General features: G+C 43.2%; 18 protein-coding genes. 9 read left to right on the forward strand and 9 right to left on the reverse strand.

Going from position 1 to position 25,084, the window contains the following annotated elements; translation table 11 throughout:
* Window positions 1-129 precede the first annotated feature (129 nt).
* A complete protein-coding gene (locus L1D44_RS13280) occupies window positions 130-627 on the reverse strand; it encodes a VF530 family DNA-binding protein (protein ID WP_239891313.1) in 498 nt (165 codons plus the stop codon).
* Window positions 628-1,056: 429 nt separating this feature from the next.
* Here L1D44_RS13280 and L1D44_RS13285 point away from each other — a divergent pair, with 429 nt between their 5' ends.
* Window positions 1,057-2,667 carry an ABC-F family ATPase gene (locus L1D44_RS13285; RefSeq protein ID WP_239891315.1) on the forward strand — a complete coding sequence of 537 codons (1,611 nt, stop codon included), beginning with the start codon at window positions 1,057-1,059 and terminating at the stop codon, window positions 2,665-2,667.
* Window positions 2,668-2,740: 73 nt separating this feature from the next.
* Here the strand turns inward: L1D44_RS13285 and L1D44_RS13290 are convergent, their stop codons facing one another.
* From L1D44_RS13290 to L1D44_RS13305, 4 genes are all read right to left on the reverse strand, one after another.
* Complete coding sequence (locus L1D44_RS13290) at window positions 2,741-3,403, reverse strand: CatB-related O-acetyltransferase (protein WP_239891317.1); 663 nt, start codon at window positions 3,401-3,403, stop codon at window positions 2,741-2,743.
* Between the two features lie 42 nt (window positions 3,404-3,445).
* Complete coding sequence (locus tag L1D44_RS13295) at window positions 3,446-4,267, reverse strand: phospholipase A (protein WP_239891319.1); 822 nt, start codon at window positions 4,265-4,267, stop codon at window positions 3,446-3,448.
* 220 nt (window positions 4,268-4,487) lie between these two features.
* A complete protein-coding gene (gene uvrB, locus L1D44_RS13300) occupies window positions 4,488-6,482 on the reverse strand; it encodes an excinuclease ABC subunit UvrB (RefSeq protein WP_239891321.1) in 1,995 nt (664 codons plus the stop codon).
* Window positions 6,483-6,855: 373 nt separating this feature from the next.
* Window positions 6,856-9,849 (reverse strand): UvrD-helicase domain-containing protein, encoded by a 2,994-nt coding sequence (locus L1D44_RS13305; RefSeq protein ID WP_239891323.1) that lies wholly within the window; start codon window positions 9,847-9,849, stop codon window positions 6,856-6,858.
* 376 nt (window positions 9,850-10,225) lie between these two features.
* Here L1D44_RS13305 and L1D44_RS13310 point away from each other — a divergent pair, with 376 nt between their 5' ends.
* The gene (locus L1D44_RS13310; RefSeq protein ID WP_220770108.1) at window positions 10,226-10,567 is read left to right on the forward strand and encodes a hypothetical protein; all 342 of its coding nucleotides are present in this window, start codon (window positions 10,226-10,228) and stop codon (window positions 10,565-10,567) included.
* Window positions 10,568-10,711: 144 nt separating this feature from the next.
* Here L1D44_RS13310 and ftsZ read toward each other — a convergent pair whose 3' ends face one another.
* Together ftsZ and L1D44_RS13320 are read right to left on the reverse strand one after the other, a co-directional pair.
* On the reverse strand, window positions 10,712-11,872 hold the full coding sequence (gene ftsZ, locus L1D44_RS13315; RefSeq protein ID WP_239891325.1) for a cell division protein FtsZ: 1,161 nt from the start codon (window positions 11,870-11,872) through the stop codon (window positions 10,712-10,714).
* A 42-nt stretch (window positions 11,873-11,914) separates the two neighbouring features.
* On the reverse strand, window positions 11,915-12,943 hold the full coding sequence (locus tag L1D44_RS13320) for a WYL domain-containing protein (RefSeq protein WP_239891327.1): 1,029 nt from the start codon (window positions 12,941-12,943) through the stop codon (window positions 11,915-11,917).
* A 296-nt stretch (window positions 12,944-13,239) separates the two neighbouring features.
* Here L1D44_RS13320 and L1D44_RS13325 point away from each other — a divergent pair, with 296 nt between their 5' ends.
* Complete coding sequence (locus tag L1D44_RS13325; RefSeq protein ID WP_239891329.1) at window positions 13,240-14,322, forward strand: AI-2E family transporter; 1,083 nt, start codon at window positions 13,240-13,242, stop codon at window positions 14,320-14,322.
* 296 nt (window positions 14,323-14,618) lie between these two features.
* Entirely contained in the window at window positions 14,619-16,166 is a 1,548-nt protein-coding gene (locus tag L1D44_RS13330; RefSeq protein ID WP_239891331.1) for a glutathione synthetase, read from the forward strand.
* 249 nt (window positions 16,167-16,415) lie between these two features.
* Here L1D44_RS13330 and L1D44_RS13335 read toward each other — a convergent pair whose 3' ends face one another.
* Window positions 16,416-17,414, reverse strand: coding sequence for an FUSC family protein (locus L1D44_RS13335; protein ID WP_239891332.1), 999 nt, complete (start codon window positions 17,412-17,414; stop codon window positions 16,416-16,418).
* Window positions 17,415-18,056: 642 nt separating this feature from the next.
* On the opposite strand from L1D44_RS13335, the gene L1D44_RS13340 reads away from it, so the two are divergent.
* The 5 genes from L1D44_RS13340 to L1D44_RS13360 all read left to right on the forward strand — a co-directional run bounded on the left by L1D44_RS13340 (window position 18,057) and on the right by L1D44_RS13360 (window position 24,131).
* Complete coding sequence (locus L1D44_RS13340) at window positions 18,057-18,479, forward strand: MerR family transcriptional regulator (RefSeq protein WP_202720299.1); 423 nt, start codon at window positions 18,057-18,059, stop codon at window positions 18,477-18,479.
* A 2-nt stretch (window positions 18,480-18,481) separates the two neighbouring features.
* On the forward strand, window positions 18,482-20,752 hold the full coding sequence (locus L1D44_RS13345; protein ID WP_239891334.1) for a VIT domain-containing protein: 2,271 nt from the start codon (window positions 18,482-18,484) through the stop codon (window positions 20,750-20,752).
* A 243-nt stretch (window positions 20,753-20,995) separates the two neighbouring features.
* A complete protein-coding gene (locus L1D44_RS13350; protein WP_239891337.1) occupies window positions 20,996-21,214 on the forward strand; it encodes an EF-hand domain-containing protein in 219 nt (72 codons plus the stop codon).
* Between the two features lie 78 nt (window positions 21,215-21,292).
* A complete protein-coding gene (locus tag L1D44_RS13355) occupies window positions 21,293-21,862 on the forward strand; it encodes a hypothetical protein (RefSeq protein ID WP_239891339.1) in 570 nt (189 codons plus the stop codon).
* A gap of 241 nt (window positions 21,863-22,103) precedes the next feature.
* On the forward strand, window positions 22,104-24,131 hold the full coding sequence (locus L1D44_RS13360) for a DNA phosphorothioation-associated putative methyltransferase (RefSeq protein WP_239891341.1): 2,028 nt from the start codon (window positions 22,104-22,106) through the stop codon (window positions 24,129-24,131).
* Window positions 24,132-24,239: 108 nt separating this feature from the next.
* Here the strand turns inward: L1D44_RS13360 and L1D44_RS13365 are convergent.
* Window positions 24,240-25,084: HNH endonuclease family protein (locus tag L1D44_RS13365; RefSeq protein WP_239891343.1), on the reverse strand; the 845-nt coding region annotated here is incomplete at its 5' end.

A 25,084-nucleotide genomic window follows, 5' to 3' on the forward strand; every position in this document is an offset into this window, starting at 1 on the left:
GCGCATGTATTAAAGTCGACATAAAAAACGGGCGTTCTATGAAAGAACGCCCGTTTAGCTATTACGCTGATGTTAGATTAAATCAATCAGGCTTATTACTTATTACAAGGCCTAGATTTTAGCCTAAGGTTACTTACCCCAAGGGTTGGTTGGATCTTGCGACGCCGGTGGACGCTTGGGTCCGCTGCGACGATTTTGCGCATATCCATCTTGTGCTCTTGGCTTGTCTTTACCGAAACGCGGACGCTGACCACTTTTCTTCATCGCCTTATAGTTTGCTTCAGCCTTAGCACGCATCTCTTCAACAAGCTCAACCGTTAACTTTTCAGGTTTACGTGGCACGATACCATCAGCATAACCGCGCTCACGCGGCTTTAGCTCCATTTGAGCTGCTGTGCCTTTTGGCATGCGCTTAAAGCGATAAAGGTAAAAAGCTTCTACACGCTCTCTCGCCCACTCAGTCTTCTTTAAAAACTTAATGCAACCTGCCATATTGGGATTAAGGTTAAAACATTCTAACTTAAGGGCAGCGTAAAGCACTTTATAGTCGTAAAACTTGACTAGCTCTGTCAGCATTGTTTCTAAATTCAAGCCGTGAAGTGGATTATTCTGTTGGTGTTCAATCATGGGGTGTCCAAATATCGCAGAAGTTGTCAAAAACATACTTCTATAGAAAATATTCACTAAATGAATACTTAGCCAGCTCAACGAGCGGGGCAAATCAATGGGCTAATAATAACAAGAAATTGTCGATTTCACCCACGAAAATCGTTGCAGAGCACTAATTAATTATAAATACATATCCGTTACTATAAATAGCACGACTCAACAGATGATGATAGCTCGACATCTAACCACCTAGGTCTGTATAATCCGCCGCTGTTTTGCCTTCATAACAGGGATGACTTTCCGTAACCTGTTAACGTCTTTGGCTTTCACTTTGATTAATCACTCGGGATCCTCTTTTGATCTCAAGGGCAAACATCACGATGCCGTCTTGTTTCTAACCCAAGCCAATGACTTCTACTATTATTTAAGCCATTTTTAGGAAAAGCCTTGATCACTACAGCTAACATCACAATGCAGTTTGGCCCTGAGCCACTATTTGAAAACATTTCCGCTAAGTTCGGAAACGGCAATCGCTACGGCTTAATTGGCGCTAATGGTTGTGGTAAATCTACCTTTATGAAGATCTTAAGTGGTGAGCTTTCCCCTACTTCAGGTAACGTTTCTATTACTCCAGGTCAAAAAGTCGGTACTTTGAGCCAGAACCAGTTCGCATTCGAAGAGTTCTCAGTAATTGATGCAGTTATTCAAGGCGACACCAAACTTTGGGAAGTAAAACAAGAACGTGAGCGCATCTATTCACTGCCAGAAATGAGTGAAGAAGATGGCATGAAAGTAGGCGAGCTAGAGAGCGAGTTTGCTGAAATGGACGGCTACAGCGCCGAAAGCCGCGCCGGTGAAATCCTTATTGAAGCCGGTATTGAAGAAGAGCTGCATTTTGGCCTAATGAGCCAAGTTGCTCCAGGTAAGAAACTGCGAGTGCTTTTAGCACAAGCTTTGTTTTCAAACCCAGATATTCTGCTTCTTGATGAACCAACCAACAACTTGGACATTCACACCATTAACTGGTTGGCTGAAGAGCTAAATAAGCGCAAGTGCACCATGATCATCATCTCGCACGACCGTCACTTCTTAAACACTGTGTGTACTCACATGGCGGATATCGATTACGGTGAGTTACGTATTTACCCAGGTAACTACGAGTACTTCATGGAAGCCTCTGCGTTAATTCAGGAGCAGTTGCTAGCCGGTAACGCAAAGAAAAGCGCTGAGATGAATGAACTTCAAGACTTCGTTAACCGTTTTGGTGCTAACGCTTCTAAAGCCAAGCAAGCCAGCTCGCGCGCTAAGAAGCTAGAGAAGATCACTCTAGATGAAGTAAAAGCATCAAGCCGTATGACACCATCACTGCGTTTCGATGAAGGCAAGAAGCTGCACCGCCAAGCCTTAGTCATGGAAAATGTTGGCCATGGTTTTGACGGTGAATTACTGTTTGAAGGTGGCGATTTAATTCTAGAAGCAGGCGCTAAGCTTGCTGTTATTGGCGAGAACGGCGTGGGTAAATCGACATTCCTTCGCTGCTTAGTCAATGAGTTACAGAACAAGGTTGGCGAAATCAAATGGTCAGAAAATGCCTCTATCGGCTACTGCCCACAGGACAGCAGCAAAGATTTTGATAACGATCTAAACCTATTTGACTGGATGTCCCAGTGGCGTCTACCAAAGCATAACGACCTAATGGTACGTGGCATGCTTGGCCGTTTATTGTTTACTGAAGACGATATCAACAAAAAAGCCCGCAACTGTTCCGGTGGTGAGAAGAACCGTCTGTTATTCGGTAAGTTAATGATGATGGATATCAACGTACTGGTTATGGATGAGCCAACTAACCACATGGATATGGAAGCGATTGAGGCGTTAAACAACGCACTTAAGGTTTACCAAGGTACACTTATCTTCGTCAGCCATGACCGTGAGTTTGTATCATCTTTGGCAACGCGCATCATAGATGTGAAAGATAAGAAGCTAGTAAACTTCCAAGGTACTTTCGATGAGTACATGGCAAGCCAGACTGAAAATGAAGCGAAGAAAAGCGCTTAAGCTTTCCATGGCATTGCACTAAATAACTAGACATGAAAAATGGCGCTAATCTCAGAGATTAGCGCCATTTTTATTATTCAACTCTTTGTTCATGCTTGAGATGGTATTGATACAGCCCTTCAATGTTTGCGCTACACATTAGTGCCATTGCACCTTTTAGCTTATCTAGAGGCCAATTCCACCATTGCATCTGTAATAGCTTTTCAATCTCATCAACCGTAAAACGTTGCTTCACCAATTTATTGCTGCCCACAACCACACTGTATGGCGCAACATCTTTTGAGATCACCGCCCTCGCTCCAATCACAGCGCCATCTCCTATGGTCACACCGGGCATAATCATCGCTTCACTACCGATCCACACATCATTACCAATCACGGTATCGCCGGCACGCTCAAATCCGCTCTTTACGCCGTCACCAAACTCCTCCGGCGCAAATGGATAGGTAGAGATCCAGTCCATGCGATGACCTTGATTACCTGCAAGCATAAAACAAGCACCGGATGCGATTGAGCAGAATTTACCAATGATCAGTTTATCGACTTCACCGAAAACGCCCGCCTCCCACACATCTATGGTAGAACCATCGCCTAACAGATAGCGCACAGCTTGGTCTTCAAAGGACTTGCCATGGTAAAAACCTGAATAATAAGAGTACTCTCCCACTTGTATGTTGGGGTTAGTGACTTGTTGTTTAAGCTTTTTAGAATCAAGCCAACTAGAAAATTCGTTCATTTTTATAGCCTAAGTAAATTTAACGCATAAAATCATTTAATCTTAAAGCGCGATCCCAATCCCCACTGCATTATCGAAATGATTATAATCAGAGATCGTTAATCCATAACCGCTTTGCAGTTTCAAGTAGCCTTTTAACCCCTTGTAGATAGGAAATCGCCAGCTTAACTCCTCGTAGCCTTTGGAAAAGCCACTTTCTACTAAGTTACGGAGCGTTAAGCTAATCTGATGGTCCCCAACATACCAGTCACCTTTAACCGAACCATAGCCCATATAATCTTCAATATCGGGGTTATAGTCTATATCGGAAAAATCAGCTCTAACCCAGGGTTTAATGGTGAGTTCAAGGTCACTAAATGCTAAAGAGAACTCCAAATAAACTCGGTTCCAACTGCGTTCGTATTCGCCGCCTTTACCGTTTGATTGATGTTCAAAGCCTATACTAGTACCCTGCCAGACTTGCTCTGAATCAGAGTGCTGCCAATACCAAAACACTTGTGGCTGATACTGTGAATCACGAAAATAAGCGGATTTATCATAAGCCTGCCAATTTGATATTTGACTATAGGCAATATAAAAACCGTCATTGTCGGTAAATAAATTATTGGCGATACCATATTTTAAACTGATTTGAAATTGAACGTTGGTTTCGCTGATCTCGCCTTTGTTGGGGTTTTGGGGAGCGTAATAAGCTTGGTTTGCTGATTGAGTTTGATAGACAGGTAAGATGAAATTATTGTCAAATACTCTTAAGTTATAGAGATCTTCCTTAGGCGTTAATCCTGCAATACCGGTCACCTCCTTACTTATGCTAGCCCTCTCTTCTGCCTGTATTGAGCCTACGGCCATCAAGCTTGTTAACAATATTATCGTGCTCTTTAGCTTCAAGTTATTCATCCCCTATTAAATAAGCGCCTTCCAGTAATAAAAAAGACACTGGGCGCTTGATTCAAACTCACCTCAATGTCCTAATATATTGGATTAATTCCTGTTTTTATAGCGCCAATCGCTTATTCCACAACTTAATTATTCTAAAAACCTCGTAAATGGTGATAAGCATAACCAACTGAGTAAACTCTAGCCCCTACATATAGATAAACTGGCGATAAAGCACAATCAATTGCTCACGAATAAGCTTGGCCTGCTCGGCCCCTTCTTCATCCACCAACTGCAGTAACTCCTTCTCTTTTGCGGTGATCTGTTGGCAAAGCTCAGATAGGCTTTCACAAAATTTGGCTCTGTCCACCGCGCCAGCAGCAATATGAGTTTGGGCGTCAGAATCAAGTTTACGCTTAGACGAACTCGGCACTATGCCATTAGCCATGTTATACAGCATCTGATGGCCTCGCCGCTCCGAAGACTCATCTATCGCTTTTTGCATAGCTGCAGTCATTTTGTCGGCATACAGAATCGCCTTACCGTTTTCATTACGGGCGGCTCGTCCGATAATCTGAATCAAGGCCTGCTCGGAGCGTAAAAAGCCCGCATGATCAGCATCCAGTACTGCCACCAAGGATGCCTCAGGGATATCGAGCCCTTCTCGCAATAGGTTAATACCAATGAGTACATCATAAGCTCCGGTGCGAAGTGCTTCGATAATCTCCACTCTGTCACTGGTTTTTACATCGGAATGCAGGTAACTGACCTTTATTCCTTTGGCGGCGATAAAGTTATTAAGCGTCTCGGCGCTTTTCTTGGTTAATGTAGTCACGAGTGTCCGTTCGTTACGGGCCACTCTTAGCTCTATCTCCTTAACCAAGTCTTCAAGATCATTCTCACAGGGGCGAATTTCAATTTCAGGATCCAGTAGTCCGGTCGGGCGGATGATCTGCTTAAACACATGCTGGTTAGATTTATCAAGCTCATAACGGCCCGGCGTTGCCGAGACAAAAATCGTCTGCGGCTTTATCTGCTCAAATTCGGCAAAGCTTAATGGCCGATTATTTCGCGCGGAGGGCAGACGGAAGCCAAAATCGATTAAGGTATTCTTACGACTCTGATCGCTCTTATACATGGCCGAAATTTGCGGCACCATCACATGGGATTCGTCGATAAACAGTAAACCATCTTTGGGTAAGTAATCGAACAGTGTCGTGGGCGGCAAGTTAGGATCGCGCTGATTTAGATAAGAAGCGTAGTTTTCTATACCGGGACAATAGCCTTGCAGGCGAAGGAGATCGAGATCGGATATCGTCCGCTCATATAATCTTGCAGCCTCGGTTAGCCTATTTTCAGCCGTAAGTACTGCAACCTGCGCTTCCATATCTTTCATGATCTGCTCGCAGGCCTTTTCGACCTGCTCAACCGACACCGAATAAAGGGTTTTAGGCGACACATAATACTCGTCGATATCCGCAAGCTTTTCACCACTGATGGCATCGATCCAATAGAGTTTGTTCAAATGACCGTTTTCTATTTCAAGGGTCAGCGCCTTATGTTCAGAATCCGCCGGAAAGATATCAACCGCGCGTTCACGAACTAAATATGTCGCTCGATTAATTGTGCGATTACAGCGGCTATACTGCAGCCTTTCTAAACGCTCAATTAGCTCCTCAGTCTCAATAGCCTGCCCTTGGCTGAGCTTAAGCTGAAGGGCGCGGTAGGCTTCTGGATCCCCTAAACCATATACCGACGATACCGATGCCACGACAATCACATCTCTACGTTCAATCAAGGCCTTAGTGGTAGATAGACGTAAACGCTCTAGATGTTCATTTATCGCAGAATCCTTACGAATGAACCGGTCGCTACCGGGAAGGTAGACTTCAGGCTGGTAATAATCGTAATAGGAGACAAAAAATTCAACGGCGTTTTCGGGGAAAAAGTGCCGCATCTCACTATAAAGCTGTGCAGCCAATGTCTTGTTGTGGGCCAAGATGATGGTCGGCCGTTTAAGCCTATGGATAACATTGGCAACGGTGAAAGTTTTACCCGAACCCGTCACGCCTTTTAATGTTTGGTGAGTTACCCCTTTTTCAATTCCATCAATTAAACGCGCTATGGCTTCAGGTTGATCCCCAGATGGCGGATAGCTTGAATGTAAAATGAACTGATTCTTAGAACGCTGTGAATTAGACATAAGAAGTGACCCTTAGCTCGCTTGTAATACACACCTTTCATAAATATATGATTCGGTAATTGCCGCGCTGAGACGATTACAACGGCGTGTATTAACTATAGAACATCAAGCTTAGTTAAGATCTAGCTAAAACAGCCTATCAAAACAAATACTAAAGGAAGTGCAATAAACGCTCTAAGCGTCAAATCGGTTAACAGTAGTCAAAAATAATCACACCAAAAACCAACTCTACCCTAGACACAAACACACCATTTAATGCAGTAAATAGGTTACTCCCTTTTTTAAGGGGTTATCACCAACCACACAGAAAAACCATACCCATCAAAAAATCTGAAAGCTCAGGTTGACTCCACTGCTCCTGGAAATAAGAGAACTAGGCAGCAGCTTCCGATACTTTATCTGCAACATTAGCAATATCACTCGTTGTATAGTGACAGCTATTAGCGTCACCTCTTCGGTGCAGACTACAGGCTAAAAATTGCCTATTGGTTTTGCCATTCGTGCGTAGAACCAGCTTACCTGTGAGGCACTCAGGGCAGACTAAAAGCCGATGATTGCATTTGCCACTCGTGCAGTAGTGATGTGTTTCATTTCTAACCATTGGTGCACCATGACAAACAGCGCAAGCATCAAGTTTGGTATCACAATACTCTTGGCCTAAAGAACAGCGATAGAACAGACCGAAACGTCCCTCTTTTGGAATAAGCTTACCCTCATTACAATTTGGGCAGCATAAAGCATCGTTATACATAGGCGCTAGCTCGTTCGGGTAAACACAAATATCGGCCTGATAACTACGAAGCTCTTTGACAAACACAGACTCTTTACCTAACTCAGCCTGCACAAACACCCTTTTTTTAGCGCGAGATAATGCTACATAAAACAGGCGGCGCTCCTCAGTATCGGCGAAACCATCGAGCTTAGGTAACAGTGCCTCAAGGATCGGGTCGCTATCAATTTTGCAGGGGAAGCCATATTTGTCGTCGTTAACATCAAGCACTATTACAAAGTCAGCCTGCTTACCTTTAGAGGCATGAGCTGAAAAACCAGAGATCGCAAACTGCGGATAGCGACGCTGCCAACTCGTTAGCTCTTTTAAGGAGGCATTAAAGCGCGCAATCACCATTACCGTGGCCCGCTTTGGGCTGTCTTGTTGACTGGTGATCTCAACAATACTGTCGAACGCCTGAGTTAATGCTGTTTCTTTATTGTTGATCAATAAGCACACTTCAGGGTTATCACTCACACTATGGGTGGTAAGTCGCTTCTTTAACTGGGCTGGGTTTGCCTGAATAAACTGTGAGGCCACCTTTTCGATTCTATCGTTAAATCTAAAAGTTTTATCCAGCATTACAGTTTTAGACACCCCAAAGGTTTGGCTAAACTGGGTGGTTAAATTAAGGTCGCTACCGGTAAATCGGTAGATTGCCTGCCAGTCATCCCCAACGCAGAACAGAGCGCAGTCTGGCGTTGAATCCCTTAACTGAGTCACCAACTTGGCGCGCTCAGGCGATATATCCTGAAACTCGTCGACCATGATGTATTTGAATCGAAAGCGATCGCTAGTTCGTTGATGGAAGTCTTTTGCACGACTAATCTTAAGCGCCTCGCCTATCATGTCGGAAAAATCTAATGTGCTAAGGGACTTAAGATGCGCCTCATAGCGATCATAAACCCACCTGAACAAATGCAGGAATGCCTTCCACCTTAGTTGGTTATAAGTAACTAGCTTCTTGTCTGAACCTGTTGCCATCTTTAACGACTCAAGCTTGGCAAAGGTATAACCTGATGACTTAAACAGCCCCAAAAAGCTCGACATTAACCGACTGACATTACGATAAACGCCCAAGTGCTTAACCTGAGCAAATACAGCTTCGGGTGAAATAGGTTTGAACAATTGCTGTTCGCCAAGTCCGATTTCTGCCGCGCGCTCACACAGTAACGCTTCCAGACACTTCTCTAAACCACCATCATTCCGATAATCGGCTTGCCAGCTAAAGGTTTGTAGTAAGCAGGTACCATGCTGTTGATGCAGGGCGATTTTCCACTGCATGCTTTGGTTATAGGACTCTTTATCTATGTTGTGACGGGTATTGCCCTGCTTATCAACGCCAAAATGTTCTAGGTAAGCATCAAGGATAGGAATATAAAAGTCCGGTTGATACACACTCTTACCCGGCTCTGTTACCTCGACGCCATGTTTTGATAGGTACTTAGGTTCATATTCAAATTCAATCCCATGGGTATAGAGATAGTTACAGATCCTCAGCTCTTGAAAGCTTTTAACTAAGTCGCCCGATAATGCGCGGATCTCGTTATTTTTAAGATAGGCGCGATATTGCCCTTCAGTCGCAAAGTCGAGTTCATTAACTTGCGGATACAGATAGCGACCAAAATAATCGGCGACAGGATCGGCCATTTTTGGGTCGGCAACGATGTCATCGATCTGTTGATCGACAAATTGCGTCAAACGTTTATCGTCACTCGCTAGTACCGACACTTGAGTCGAGCTATTTAGATAATACTGAATGATCTCCTTGCCCAGCGCGTGGAAAGTACTGACTTTAACACCTGTCAAGCCTTGCGCGCCCATTGCCGTCATCCTTTGCTCAAGCTCCACTCTGGCATCTTTACCATAGGCTAACATCAAGATCTCTTCGGGCCTTGCTAGCCCCTGAGCCACCAAATACGCAGCCTTTGCCGCCATAGTGCTAGTCTTACCCGTTCCAGCTCCGGCGATCACTAAAGTATTATTCTCATCGACGACACACGCCTCGCGCTGCAATGGCGTCAAAGGATGCGCCTCTAATGAGTCAAACAGCTCTTGATAACCATCGAGCTGTTTTTGCTGCCACCACTGGTTATATTTTTCCGTAAAAGCTTCGGGCTGCTTAATAAATTTTGCTAAGCGACAGTTAAAGGGGTTGGTGTCGAACCCCAGCTTTTTGAAATGTTCTACATGGTTTAATGATGCTAAAGAAGCTTGAAAATCACGTTGTAGTCGGCTCTTATCAGAGTCCCTTAAATAGCGCTTATGCTGAGCAAAGGTATGGTCGAAGCGGGTTATATCGGCAATTAGCTCGTCATAAGTCCGTTGTAGTCCGACTTTGCTATGTAATAAGTGGTTATATAAGGCGTGTTGAAATAGAGGTTTACTATCGATAAAGCGGAAAAAGCTAAAGCGTTTATCCCCCCAAACTAAGATTTGGGTGAACCAGCCTTCTCGTACTTCAACGGTTTCATCAAACTCTGGATAGGGGTAAATCTTGCCATTAATAGTCAGGCCCTGCTCGCAAAGCTTGGCACCGTTACAGAAAAATATCCCTTGTAGGAATCCAAATTCAACAGCATGTCGCCTAAGCTCCATCTACAACCTCTAACTGATAAATGACTGCGGCATAGTAGCAACTAATATCGGCTGCAAATAGGCAAAACTCAGTCATCAAACGCCGTCCGCTTAAAAATTTACCACTTCTAAGATGTGTAAATTTGTCTATTAAATCAGCAGGCTAAACAAGTCTGCGCTTTTTAGCTTTTTTTACATCTAAAATATACGTTTCAAGCGTGACTAACCACACAAAAACAAACCGTACCCGACTAACTTAAGCTTAGAGTCACATATCTAATAATCAGTAAATGCTAGCCTCTATCACCAGTTCATAGCACGCCACACATTAAAGAATGCTATGCCATATCATCTAGATAACAGCTCCAATGATGGAATGAAAAAAGGGTTTATCATAATGAAAAAAGTACTAATTGCAGGTCTTGTAAGCTGTCTATTGGCAGGTAACGCTGCCGCTGAGAACCTAGACAAAGAAACAGCGCTTGGCATGGCAAGCCTCATGATCTGTACAACTTTTTATGCCGAACATGATATGCAAATCGAAGGCAGTATTGTTGGCCAGTCTATGATGGCTCATAAAAATGCAGGCATTGAAGAGATGATCATGTCTAAAGAAACCAGTGAAGCACTCGATGCCTACATGAACCAATTCAAAGCGGCTAACAAAGAGCAGCAAATTAAACTGTGTGATGAAGCGATAAAGTTCGCTCGTGAAAGTGATTTTGTACCTGCTGAATAAGCCGCAGTTATCTGCCCGCAGAGACAAATAACAATTGAATAATAAGATAACCCCTCTCGGGGTTATCTTTTTTACCGCTGTCCGACAGCGGCCTGCATTACAAAACCTGGGCAAATTAAGCGACCCACTTAAGCAGCTAAAACATCAATTAGCGGTCCTTTGATTACGGGTATAAGTTGGGATCTCAAGCTCCTCATCATGACGATCTTCATTTGCACCAGTCACCGCTTTCTGCTTTAAAAAATCATGTAAGTTTAACAACTCTGAAGTATCGAAACGCGTTTTAAGGGGCTTGGTTTGAGGTTCAGCAGCTTCAGCGTTGTGCTCGTCAAGCAAACCGTTTTCCGCTTCTTGCATGCCAGTAGCAATCACCATCAACTCAAGTTCACAATCTAGCTCAGGCACAATTGTCAGTCCAATAATCACCATTGCGCTTGGATCAAGCTGCTTAAGCAAGGTTTCGCCAATACTATTGTATTGACTTAGCTCAATACTCTCTGTTGCCATAACGCTCACAATCGCACCTTTCGCTTTGCAAAGGTTAACCTTTTCTAGCAAGGGGTTTTTAAGGGCCTTATCAATAGTCAATTGCAGATCTTCCCCTGCCATCTGCCTAGCAACGCCCATTGCGGCACGCCCTTGATGACTCACCACAGCGATAAAATCATTGAGATCGATATTGATCAAACCCGACTGACTGATTGTGGTCGTTAACCCCTGCAATACGTCCTGTAAAATGCGGTTACTCTCATAAAAGGCATTCACAACGCTGATTTTCTTATCAAGTGCTTTAAGCAACTGATCATTAGGTAACACTATCACCGCGCTCGCATACTGGATTAACTCATCAACGCCAGCTTGAGCCAGCTGACCTCGTTGAGATCCCTCAAAGCTAAATGGCGTCGTCACTACCGCTACCAAGGGTTTATTGAACTCTTTAGCAATAGACGCCATAAAAGGGATCGCCCCTGTGCCAGTACCACCGCCCATGCCTCCGGTCACAAAGATGACATCTGCCAGCTCAATATGCTCTCGAAGCTGCGTTTGCGACTCTTCTGCTGCCTCATAACCTTTTTGCGGCCTAGCACCTGCCCCAAGCCCTTTAGTAGCCTCAAGCCCTATCTGCAAACGTGTGCTACAACTTGAGATCTGTAAAGACTGGGCGTCGGTATTAACGGCAATCAACTCGACGTTGTCGGCTAAAGGGGACTGGCTAAGCTGATTGATAGTATTACAGCCACAGCCTCCCACACCAAAAACGGCAATTTTCGGTGTTTGACTGTTTTGTGGGACTAGATCGAACATGGCGATCTCCTCGATACTTACCTATTGATAGTACCGAGGAGATTAACTGACAGCTGCGACAAACTCGGTCGTAGCGTTATGATATTTATTATTAATTTTACTGATTAATCGGCTAAAGTGGTTACGCAGTTTTTGCGGAGCGATTACCTCGACACTGTCTGCCATGCTCCATAAGAACTCACGTAATTTGGGCGTATCATAAACACTGGCACAGACTCGATAATAGCCATTGGCCAAACGCTCAACCTGTTGGTCATCACTTAATCTAGCATTGCGCTGAATAAAGTTGGCCGATGGCGAAAGCTGGAGTTCTAACGCAATCAAGGTCGTTTTACTTTCTTCACCGCTAAGTTCGATGTCAAAATCATCACGAGTGACCGCTGTTGTATCGAGCAGACGAATATTACGCATTAAGTTAATCGGTTTGGCATAGCGCTTTGTATGATACGTCCCCACCGTAAACGCCAACATAATCACTCCGCCCGAGATCTTAATTCCCTCAGGGTTAATAGGACGGTAGTCAATCCAATAACTCTTACCTTTAATAAAACGTTGGATTTCACAGGCAATTTGTCGCTTATTTAAGAGCGCATCCTGCACTATCTCAAGCGCTTTCGGGTCGTGATCTTCATAGGTAATAGGCAAAGGTTCAGGTAACTGAGCCACCCTACACGCCCAATAAAGCCACGGATTATCAGGATCGCTACCGAGCACTTGATCGGCACGCTCAAAATAGGGAGTAAGCTGTTTAACACTTTGTGGCGGCAACAACTGACTAGCACTGTGCTTTAAGGTATGAAACGCCAGCGCCATATGCTGATCCATCAAGGTTAAGTTAAGGCCACGCCAACAAGCTGCAATAGACCAGCCAAAAGGTTTACACCTATCATCCATCACGAGGCCGAATAGCCCCATATCGTGCATCGCTTTTAGCTCACGCTGCACCGTTCTTAGGCCAACGTTGTAATCACGGTTGTTTAGCTTCTCAGTAATATCATTTGCGGTGATCCGTCTTGGATGACGAGGGATCTGCTCAAGCATGGCGATCTGGCGTTGAATATTGGTTTGCATCAAACGTTCTCTAATTAACCTGAGCCGCTAGCATAATACCACGCTGCGACAAAATTTGACGCAGCGAAATAGTTTTCACCTAATTCAATCATGTTATGCCAATTGAGCCATGACATTCAGTCTGAAATAGCTCTAGATTAATCACAGAAGTGTTTGTTACCTTTGGCTATAGTTAACCCTGTTCATAACCATTCATTGTATGAACTAGATTAATCCAGCGCTTAACACCTTTATGGCTAATGGTAAAAGCCAAAGCAGTAAGGTAAATCACTAAATCTTCTTTGGAGTTCTGTTTAATGGACAGCCTGAAACTCAAGCCCCGCCACGGGGTATTACTACTCGCACTCGCGATTGCTTTCTATGCATGTTATTTACTGGTTGCGCCTTATTTAGGCTCTATCGTTCTGGCGGCTATTGTTGCGCTATTGGTGTTGCCACTGCATACAAAAATTGAAAGCTATATGCCGACAAAGCCTAATCTGGCATCAGTGGTGTCTTGTACGTTAGTCACTGTGGTGGTGTTGCTGCCTTTGCTATTTGTCACTATTGCGATAATGAATGAAGGCATAGACTTTATGGGTAACGCCTATGATTGGCTAACCAATGGCGGCGCCAAGGCATTTCTATCTCACCCTTATATTCAAAGTGGCATTAGCTTACTCAATAAATGGCTACCTTTTGAAAGCTTAAAAGTAGATGAACTAGTGCAGCAAGCGGCAGTCAAAGTCACCCAACTAAGCAGCAGCTTTTTGTCTGCCAGTACTGGACTACTGGGCGATGTGGCCAATACGGTTTTGAGCTTTTCTCTAATGCTATTTGTTTTGTTTTTCTTCCTACGAGATCAAGAAAACATTGTGAGTAGTCTCCGCCACATCATTCCCTTATCACGCTCTCAAGAAGAAATGATTTTTAATGAGGTTAAAGTTGTTGCTAAATCAGCGGTTTTTGGTGCGTTTTTAACGGCACTGGCCCAAGGTGCACTGGGCGGTATAGCCATGGCCATGGCGGGCTTTTCAGGACTCTTTTGGGGCAGCATGATGGCCTTTGCATCATTTATCCCCTTTGTAGGAACAGCAATGATCTGGCTGCCAGCATCGATTTACTTATTCATTACCGGCGACTGGCAATGGGCACTGTTTTTAATCGCATGGGGAGTGCTGGTTATTGGCTCAATTGATAACTTTCTAAGACCTTGGCTAATGCAAGGCAGTACAGGCATGAGTACCCTACTGCTGTTTTTCTCACTGCTTGGTGGATTACAACTGTTTGGCTTAATAGGTTTGATCTACGGCCCAATCATCTTTGCTGTTACCCTAGTGTTAGCTCGATTATACGAGATTGAGTTTGAAGACTTTATTGAGCAGCAAGACAAAGGATAACTGCAGAGTTAAATACTAGAACACTGCTATAATGCTGGCTTCTTAATACTAAGGAGCCAGTTTCCTACCCATTAACATCGCGTTTTAGTATCACTATTCACTAGTTCTAGACTTTTTATTTTAAAGCTATTTCTTTTAAAGCTATTTATTCTAAAGCTATTCATTTCCCCACTTTATTTCAGCCTTTATTTTACATCAGTATTTCCAATATAGCCGAAATAACGATTGACAGCACATCACCCTAAAACTATATTTCCAGATAAATAGAATTGAATTTCAGTCAAAGGTGCAAAATCATGTACAGCAGTCAAACCACCCAAGCAACAACCGATGCTATCGAATGGGCGTTAACTCATGGCATGGCGCTTAAAACCACAGCTTACTCAGCAACCCACACGGCTTTTAGCTTTGCCCCTACGCCCATAAGCAAGGCAAGGTATCAACAGCTGGTGGCCTCTGTAGGTCTGCTTGGCAAGCTAGTACATTATGTATCTGAAGATCATCAATTCTTAAACCATGCGATCGACCCTATCACCAAGGGCGATCCCTTCTTTAATGCCTTGCTTGAGATGCATAAAGCTATTCATCAAGTGCCCCTGCAATCAAGCGAACGCTCGACCGAACACTCGACCGAAAAAAGCGTGTCATTAGATGCTCCTTCAAGTAGCGCCAAACGCTTACCGCTTTTGATTATGCGTAGCGACTTTATGGACGATGCCGCCTTGGGCCCAAAACTAATCGAGTTCAATGGCATTGCCGCAGGTATGGGGCCATTTGGCCAACGAGTGCATGAGCTGCATAAGTTCTTGCAACTGCAATCCGCCGATACGTTTAATCAATGGTCAGCAAGCACAAATAACCAGCTGGTAGAGAATCACGCACTAGAGAAGTTAGCTAACGGCATAGCTAATACCACAATTAAAATTAAGCAAGAATTTACACAAAGCGATCTATCGACAGGTTTTGAAAACCACCCACCCGTGTTCCTCATGATCGTGCAAACGAATGAGGATAATGTTTACGATCAACACCTGTTAGAACATGCACTGCAAGCCAAAGGCATTAAAACCGTAAGACGCACTTTTAGAGAGCTGCACGACAAACTTACAACGGGTAAAAATCATAGATTACTGCTAAAAGGTGTTGGCCCCATCGATACTGTGTACCTGCGCGCAGGCTATCAATATTGCGACTACCACGCCAATGACATCATCAGCCGTGTGTGCTGCGAAGCATTAATGCAAACCCGTATATTTATTGAGAAACACCGGGTTGCCGTTAACGCCACGGTTAGCCAACAATTAGCCACCAGCAAACGCGTACAAATGTTGTTATCAATGATGGATACAAGCGCCCTCACCCGCTTTGGCTTAACCCTAGACGAAGCCAATACTGTAAAAGGATTACTCGGTGAAATGCGTCCCGTCACCAAAGACAGCGCAGCTTTAATAAGCCAAAGTCGACCTGATGAATGGGTGCTTAAAAACCAAGGCGAAGGTGGCGGCCACTGTATATTTGACGACGATATTTTGCCAAAGCTGTTATCGCTTAAACCAGATGAATACCAAGCCTGGTCGTTAATGCGCAGACTCCAGCCAACGCCAAGACCCACGCCAGCACTGACAGTGCGTAAAGGCGAGCTTCAACAAGTCGACGATCTTATCAGTGAAATAGGCATGTTCACCGTACATATTGACGGTAAACCAGCGATTATTGATCTCAATGGCGGACAACAAGCTTACGCAGGATACCTGATTAGAAGTAAGTCGGCCCGTACCACCGAAGGCGGTGTCCACAGCGGCATGGGTGTGTTAGATTCGTTGGTGTTTTATGTCGATGTTTAGCGCTTATGGCTAATGCACACGATAAGTAATTAAGCCATAATCCTAGAAAGTATTAGTCTCAACTAGCTCTAACAAATCAACAGAATTAGTTGAGTGTAACCGTTGTAAGATTAATGGCTTATACGTTTAAATATCTCGAACTCACTCATAAACCACAATGCGCAGAATATCTTTAAAGAGCGAGCTAAGAGTGTCACGTGTAAAGCATCGAGCTATCTGTCTTCCTATCTCAATACACCTTAACTGGATTTACGGTGTGTCTGGCTGATTAGGCCACCACTTTCTTCCAAGACGTAACAGGGTCAAACTCACAGCAACCCAACTACAACCTATAAGAGTATCAATAAAACGCCACTGAATAAGAAACTCATCTCCGCCTTGTTGCAACATCGCCAAATCGACCACCAGCAATATCACCATCGTAATTAACCAACTAAAGAGCAGGTAGTTTTGCCGTAAACATGTCGGCAAAAAAACAGCCGTCAGCATAACAAGATAAACAAAGCTCCAACTGGGTAAATAACTCACCGCGATATAAGCACAAATGACACCCAACAAGGTACCTGCAATTCGCATCCCAATTTTTTGCCAAGCATTTGCAGCATCCACTTGCATGACAAAAAGCACGGTTAGCCCGACCCAAGACGCATGTTGCGCATGCAGCCAGTCGGCAGTTAACATCGCCGCTAAAATGGTCAGCGGTAGAGTGAAGCCATAGAGTGGGCCATTGAAGTGCCCCGATAACAGCTCTCGCCATTCATTAGAAGGCGACCAACTCGTGGCTCGAGTAGGAAATAAGCGTGATTGCATTAAGGTCAGGGTCAGTGCCATTAAAGCCCCACTCAAATAGGCGAGTACGGTCGTCAAAGTTGCAGGGAAGCCCGCCTCTTCGAGCACAAAGGCCGCAGCCACAAATTTTCCCAATAAACTAAAGTAAGTTAGCTCTGGCTTAGGTTGCCCTGCAATAAAGCTGAAGAAGAGAAGCGCTGCGATCGCCAGTTCTCTATGACCCAAGAGTAAGCTTCCGAGTATGCCAGCTGATATCATCAATAGCATTCCTCCTAACATGGCCATAATTTGATGCAGAGGTTGGCAGCGAGGGGCCAGCCTCAAAGTAAACATGGCACCAAGCGCAATAAAGGCCGCTACATCTCTTGTTATCCATTGTTCTAAGAGTAGCGGTGTTCCCATGGCTATAGCGTATAAGCAACCACGGATCCAATCATCTTTGGTTGGTATGGTGAGCACATTAGTATCCGAAGACGGTCGTGAAATGTATTTAAAAAACTATTAATAAAACCTATTAATAGATAGAGGTGATAGATAGATATTTTAGCAGACATGTCACTCAGCTAGTGAAATGCAACCGCAAAAACAAGCCCATTAAAAGTAAGGATCTACAACACAATTTTCAATATGAGTACTAAAAATATTGCTTACTACGTTTTGAGTTATGCTTCCAGCTCTTAGCCTCTTTATCCAAATAGGAAGGATAATCATCCCAAGGTTCTGCTAGCCCTGTTCCTCTCGCGACTCTGAGCTTAATTGGGTAGCCTCTGCATTCAATTATGTGTAAAAAGTAACAACTCCTTTCTTGCTTAGTAGAAAAACGCTTGTGAGTTCCGCTGCGAACAAGGGGATAAATCAGCCTAGCAACACTGCCTCGATAATATTGAATCAGTATTCGATACTGCGGTTTTAGCTTTCTCATTGACTCTCCAGCTCACCATTACCTAGATGGGATCTTGCTCAAACGCCTTCACAACCTCTCCTTTTGCTGTCGTATTAATTAAAAAACGCCGTCACGTTTAAAAAGATAATTTTTGAACAATTGACAAAACATTATCACGACACTAGTATCTGACACAAGAACTGTCGAGATAAGCTTTCATGAAAAAATTAACCCAATATTCTTTAAATGAACTCTGCCAACTGGTCGAGCTGACACCTCGAACCGTTCGGTTTTATGTCCAGAAAACCTTGCTTCAGCCCCCAGAAGGTTCCGGTAGAGGCTCGCACTATACCCAGCAACATGTCGAGCGCCTGCTCGAGATCCGCAAGTGGCAAGATGCTGGCTTATCCCTTGAACGCATTAAAGAACTGCTATTCGACAATGACGAACATAAAACACTCCCTCCCCTAAAGCGCTTACAGCCTGGGGATATAGAAGTCTGTAGTCATATCCATATTGATGAAGGCATAACGCTAACACTCAATCCAATGAAAGCGGGTCTCACGCCTGAACAAGCAAAACAATTAACACAAGAAGTTATCTCTTTATATCAGCAGCTTAAATTGAGCTGTAAGGAATAAAAATGAACAACGAGATAGGTTTAAAAACATCCGGTGGTGAAGATGTTGCTTTAAAAGCGGTTGATGTAAAAGCTGTACTAAACGGTGTGTTATCACAAGTCAATATTGAACAAACCTACGTCAATACTGAACAAAGCAACATAGAAGCGATTTATACGTTTCCGCTGCCGCTAGATGCGGTGTTATTAGAGTTAGCAGTAGAGATAAACGGTCAAACGCTCACAGGTCAAGTTAAACCAAGAGCGATTGCAGAAACGCAATATGAAGAGGCAATCACTGATGGCGATACCGCAGTATTACTGACAAAAGTCAAAGAGGGTCTATATTGCGTCAATTTAGGTAACTTGCTTGCCAGCGAGACGGCGATAATTAAATTCAAATATGCGCAGCTCCATCAGTGGCAGGGAGATTCATTGCGATTCTACCTACCGACCACCCTCGCCCCTAAATACGGTAACCCGATAATTTGCGGACTAGAAGCCCATCAAGTACCGGAGCATAGGTTGTTAAACGCTTATACTCTGAATTTTGAGTTAACCATTCAAGGACAACTGGCTAGCGCAGCGTTACACAGTCCGACCCATGCAATAACCAAACACTATGATAATGAGGCCTTAAGAATCAGCCTCAAAAATCAAACCACAGCAATGGATCGTGACTTGATTGTCGAGTTCTCCCAACCAAAGCACTATGTCGGCGAAGGACTGTGGAGCCAAGATGACGATAAGATTGTCGCACTGACCTCATTCTATCCAAAGATAGACTCGCATAAAGCTACAACGCCTAACTCAATAAAAATGGTTGTCGATTGCTCGGGCTCAATGGCGGGTGACTCAATCGTCCAGGCTGGCATAGCACTAAAGCAGATCCTTGAGCTATTAGACGAAAATGATTGGTTTAACATCATACTGTTCGGGAGTCATCATATCAGTTTGTTCCCAGCATCTGTAAAGGCAAGCAGAACGAATCTTGAGATTGCTGCCAAACAGCTTGCTAATTTAGGAGCTGATCTGGGTGGCACCGAGATGTTAACGGCACTGAACGCAGCGTATAACTCAGCCGTCCCAGCAGAGCTTACATCTAACATACTGTTAATCACCGATGGTGAGATATGGGCTGAAGAACAACTGCTCCACGCAGCGCAAGAGTCGAATCATCGCCACTTTGTTGTGGGTGTGGGCAGCGCCGTAAGTGAAGCTTTCTTAAAACAGCTAGCCAATAAAACTGCTGGCGCCAGTGAGTTTGTCACCCCCAACGAAAATATGAGCAGTAGAATTGTGCAGCACTTCTGCCGCATTAAACAGCCCAAACTGACCCAGAGTAGTATTCGCTTTGGTAGTGAAGCGAAGGACGCCCTCCCCCTGTCGCAATCGTTAAGCCAACAAGCAACGATTTTTGCAGGAGATACAGTCAATAGTTTCGCGCAACTAGAGCAGCTGACAACTAATCAAGCGACGTTATCTTTTGCTTATGATAACGGTGCAAACACCCAGCTAAACCAGAGCTATAAGCCAAGCAAAAGCGACAAGCAATCCCAAAGCTACAAGCAGACCATAGAATTACAGGAATATACCGATAGCCTTCACACCTTAGCGCGACTGGCTGCCAACGCCAGACTCGCAACGTTACCCAAAATACAAGCCATCGAACAGGCCTTGAAGTATCAGCTTATTACCGATGACACTCACTGTATCTTGGTAAAGGCTAACCATAAGCAAGTCCAACTTGGCTTACCAGAGTTACGCAGCGTTCCTCACCAAATACCAGCAGGTTATATGGGACTCGGAAGCGTTGTTTGTGAGGGAGACATCTCATTGTGTACTAACGAGGCCCCCGCTCAAATGTATCGTGAGCGAGACTACCTCGACATTCCTTCATTTCTACGAATGGAAGCCGAGAGTTACACGGTCGCAGAATCGGCTGAATCGATTGAAGATCTAATACCTGCCAGCACCAACCTTGCAGATAAACTAAATGAAGAGTTTATACCCAGTAATCATATGGGGCTCAGTGAATTTGATATTGTCGATCTCGAAGAGATGGGTGAAGATGAGGCCATTATCAATACCCTCACACAGCTTGAGCAACTCGGCTTTGATGAAATCGAGCTGGTAGCGGCCTGGTTAAGTATCTATAACGAATTTAACCCAAGCAATCCGTTATCTAGGCACGTCGCGCGACTGGCACGAATGCTAGTAAAGGAACTCGACATCAAACAGCCACTGATACAAACCGTTAGAGAAGCGGTACAGGCAGAGCTGACTATGTCATAGCACAAGCTTATATATGAAACAGGCCGAGCATTGATAAACCTCTATGCTTGGCCTTTTTACCAAAAATAGGTTTAGCAGTTTATCGTTAACGAACGCTATATCGGTTGACGAAATGGTAAGAGACAATCATGATGAACTTGACCACAAACAGGGTTTACTCATCAAGCTAAATGAAAGCAAGCTATGTTAATTCAACCCCTTATGGTTGAAAAATTGAAAGCAATACTAACGTAGGAGTCAAGAATGACTGATATATGCCAAGAAGAGCTCAAAGAGAATTTCGACCACTTTGATACTGACGGAGATGGGTGCATCGTGCTTTCCGAGTTCAAACGCTTACTCATCGCCCTTGAAGCAATCGAACCGGATGAGAGTGCAGAGATAGGCTTTAACGCAATAGATCTTGATGGAAATGGAAGTATCGACTTCGAAGAGTTCAGTGAGTGGTTTAACAGTCAATAGCATGTTGATAAGAGCGCTTGCGATAGAGCGCTCTAACCCTAACTCAAATTTAGTAGCTCAAACTAGGGCATTATCTCAATGCAAAGCCATACAAAATTAAGTAAATACTTCACCTTAGAGGACCTGCTTTACTGTAGCCAAACACAAGCAAAACAAAAACTAACCAACACTCCAAAACAACAAGCATCCTTTAAAGCCTTACAGCAACTCGCCATTAATGTACTCGACCCTATAGTGGAACAATTCGGCTCAATAACTCTGACTTATGGCTTTTGTTCAGCTGAATTAGCGAGAGCAATATCCAAGAATAAAAATCCACATATTGCGCCAAATCTAGACCAGCACACATCCCATGAGCTAAACAACAAAGGAAATGTTATCTGCACTCGACTTGGCGCAGCAGTTGATTTTTTTGTTGATGCTATGCCAAATCAGGTGGATGAAGTCGCGCAATGGATAGCAGAGAACCTCAAATTTGACCGTATGTACTATTATGGAAAATCGCGACCACTGCATATCAGCTATGGCCCCGAAATGAGTCAGTTTGTTCAGCTTATGAATACCAATAGAGTCACAGGCCGACGAACGCCAGGAAAACGCGGAGTTGGAGATAAGGCACACACGATGTTGAAACAGCTTAATTTTTAAAGGAATAGCTATCAAGTCTAATAAGTCTGAGAAATACCCCACAAGGCCAAATCAAGAAGGCAAATGGCTAACGAGTAAAGAAACAATGACTTTGCTCGGTATATCAGCATGTGAACTTATGCATAAACGAACAGCTGGAGAAATTGTATTCAAAAAGAAAGGCAATGCTTACTTTTATTACTTTTCCCGTATAAGCTAAGCAATATGAACATGCTGAATACTATAATAAAAGGCTAGTTTAATGAATGCTGAAATTTTCAACGAATTAGTAAAAAACACTAAGATAGGTAAAAAACTGCCTGACGCCATATATCTTCATAAGGATAGCTTAGATCGTATTGATTTAACACTTAAACAGTTCATTACTGCCGTCGGGCAAGCGTTGAAAATTGATGGTGACAATTGGAATATCATCAAGTTATCACGGCAAGACTTTAGGTTGTCCTTACTATCCTATCCAAGTTTTTTTACAGAATCTTACCCGGCATTAACTCAAAGCGTCACCGTAGATTTAAGTAAATTAAGTCATCGTGTTGTTGAATATAACGCTACTGAAAACCCTCCTATCCTACATAGAAAAGAAACAATGCTTTACCCTGAGCATCCCAATTATGAAGAGTTTCAATTAATAACACAGGAAGGTGAGTCTGCTGGTCTATATGACAATAGCCGTATGATTGGTTACAAGCAGTCATGGGAAAGGCTTATCGAAAAACATGGTTATGAGTTAATTGATGGCCGGTTATTTAGAGCCTCTTCAACTATTACTAAAGATGATAATCAACCTAGCATCGATAGGCATAAAACAGCTATCGTTCGCCATGAACTTTCTGCGCCAATGAAGCAACTAGCCAAGCAAGGCTTTCTAAATGGCGACTACACCATATTTGACTATGGATGCGGCCGTGGTGATGACTTAACTGAGCTTCAAGCTCATGGTCTGGAGGCGATAGGTTGGGATCCAAACTTTAAGCCTGAGGCAGAAAAGGTTAATTCAGACCTTGTCAATATCGGTTTCGTTATTAACGTTATCGAAGACCAAGTTGAACGAAGTGAAGCATTGTTAGGGGCTTGGCACTTAACAAACAAGCTATTAGTTGTATCAGCAATGCTTGCAAATGATAACTATATCGCCCAATTTACTCCCTATAAAGATGGAGTTATTACATCTAGGAATACATTCCAAAAATACTATGCACAAGCAGAGTTAAAGGGGTATATAGAAAGAACATTAGATGAAAATGCCATCACTATTGCGCCCGGTATTTTTTATGTCTTCAAAGACAAAATTGAAGAACAACGATTTCTTTCCAATCGATTTAAGCGACACCATACTTGGCAACAGTTAAGCTCTCCAGAGCCTACAGGCGAACAGCAAGCTAAGCTTTTATTTGTTCAACATCAGGAACTATTAAAGCAATTTTGGGAAACATGTTTAGAGTTGGGACGGCTGCCAGTACAAGATGAATTTAGTCTGCATGAACAAATAGTAACAGCATTAGGTAATAGCAAAAAAGCACTAAAGCTCATGTTACAAGTGCAAGGAGAGCGAGCCAAAGCTGAGTTTGAAACTGCTATCGAAATGAGGCGTGAAGATCTTTTAGTATATTTTGCCCTTTGTCAGTTTGAGCAACACAAAGGTTATCAGCACCTTCCAGAAGAGCTAAAACGCGACATTAAGGTGTTCTTTGATACCTATAAAACCGCTTTAGCGGAAGCCAAAACACTACTTTACAGGATAGCGAATACTGATGAAATAGAGCAAGCCTGTATCGAAGCTCATGAAACTTTGCCCGCCAGCAAATTAAACTCGGGTCATTCTTTAGAGTTACATAAGAAGTTTCTTCCACAGCTCCCAGCCCTTTTAAGAGTCTATGTAGGAGCAGCGATTCAGCTTTATGGTGACCTTGAAGAGATAGATCTGATCAAAATCCATATCACTTCAGGCAAAGTTAGCTTTATGGGATATGATAACTTTGATACCTGTCCTCTTCCGACCTTAAGAGAACGGATAAAAGTCAAGATGTGGGAGCTTGATGTCGACTTCTTTGATTACGTTGATGTAGAAAAGCGACCGCCACTACTCTATAAAAGCCAGTATCAAGATGAGAGCTTTGGTGATTACAAAAAGCAAAGAGCTTTTGATAAAAGAATGAAGAAAGAGGATATTTTTAAATTTTCAGAAACGCCAAATAATCTGAAAGAGGTGTATTCATCATTAAATCAGAATAAGCTGGAATGTAGAGGATATAGAGTCTTTACAATTTAAGATTCGCAACATTCAAGCCACATGTCTAATTTATTGACAGTTCATAGGCAATCAATGAACTGTCAATCTTAGCTTTATGACGTAAGCCTAAAAAATAATGCTAGATCATTACTGAATGACAAGCCATTTTATTAAGTTATCCCAACTATTCCCTAACAAATTATAACTACGCTCCAAAACAATATCTGCTTGCCATGCTGGCGATGCTGATACAGCTTTAATAAACTGGTTATAATTTCTTTCCACTCCAAATTCATATTTTTTATCAGCTAACTCAATATATAGATTTTTCTTTAGAATCCATGAATCATTAGAAGCTTCGGAGTTGTCACCACGTGTAAGTATAACCAAATTTCCAATTGTATTTGTAAGCTCGCCGCTAGCCAAACTGCTATCCCAATCGTACTCTTTCGGGTTTTGAGGCGCAATATGTTCTATCGTATATTGTGACTTTCCTGAATCAGAGAACTCAGCCCAATGATAATAACTTAACGTTGGATTTGAACCATCTTTTCCCTTAATTGTTTTCCACTCACATTCAATACTAGCAACTACATCATGCATAGAAGACAAAAGTAGTAGCCTACATATACCTAATTGCTTGCCTGTTTTATATTGCTCAACACTTACGGCCTTATTAAGCCAAGCCTCCTTCGTTTCTACGATGTCAAAATTCGAATTCTTACCAACAAACGTAGTAGCAAGGTCTTTTGTAAAATAATTACTAATTTGCTCCAAGTTTTCGAACAAATCAAACCCAAAAGTTAACTTGTTATTAAGAGCAGCACCAGAGTATAACTCCTTGTATCTACTGTCTATTCCCGCGGTCCCTCCGGTACCAGCTCTGCGTAATACCCAAAATGATGATAGTAACTTTGTTGTTCTATTAAGATTATCTATATCATTATTTTTCTTGAAGTTATGATAAGCAATTGCTAATAATGGCCTTGCTA

This window comes from Shewanella sp. Isolate13 (genome assembly GCF_022398325.1).
GTDB lineage: Bacteria > Pseudomonadota > Gammaproteobacteria > Enterobacterales > Shewanellaceae > Shewanella.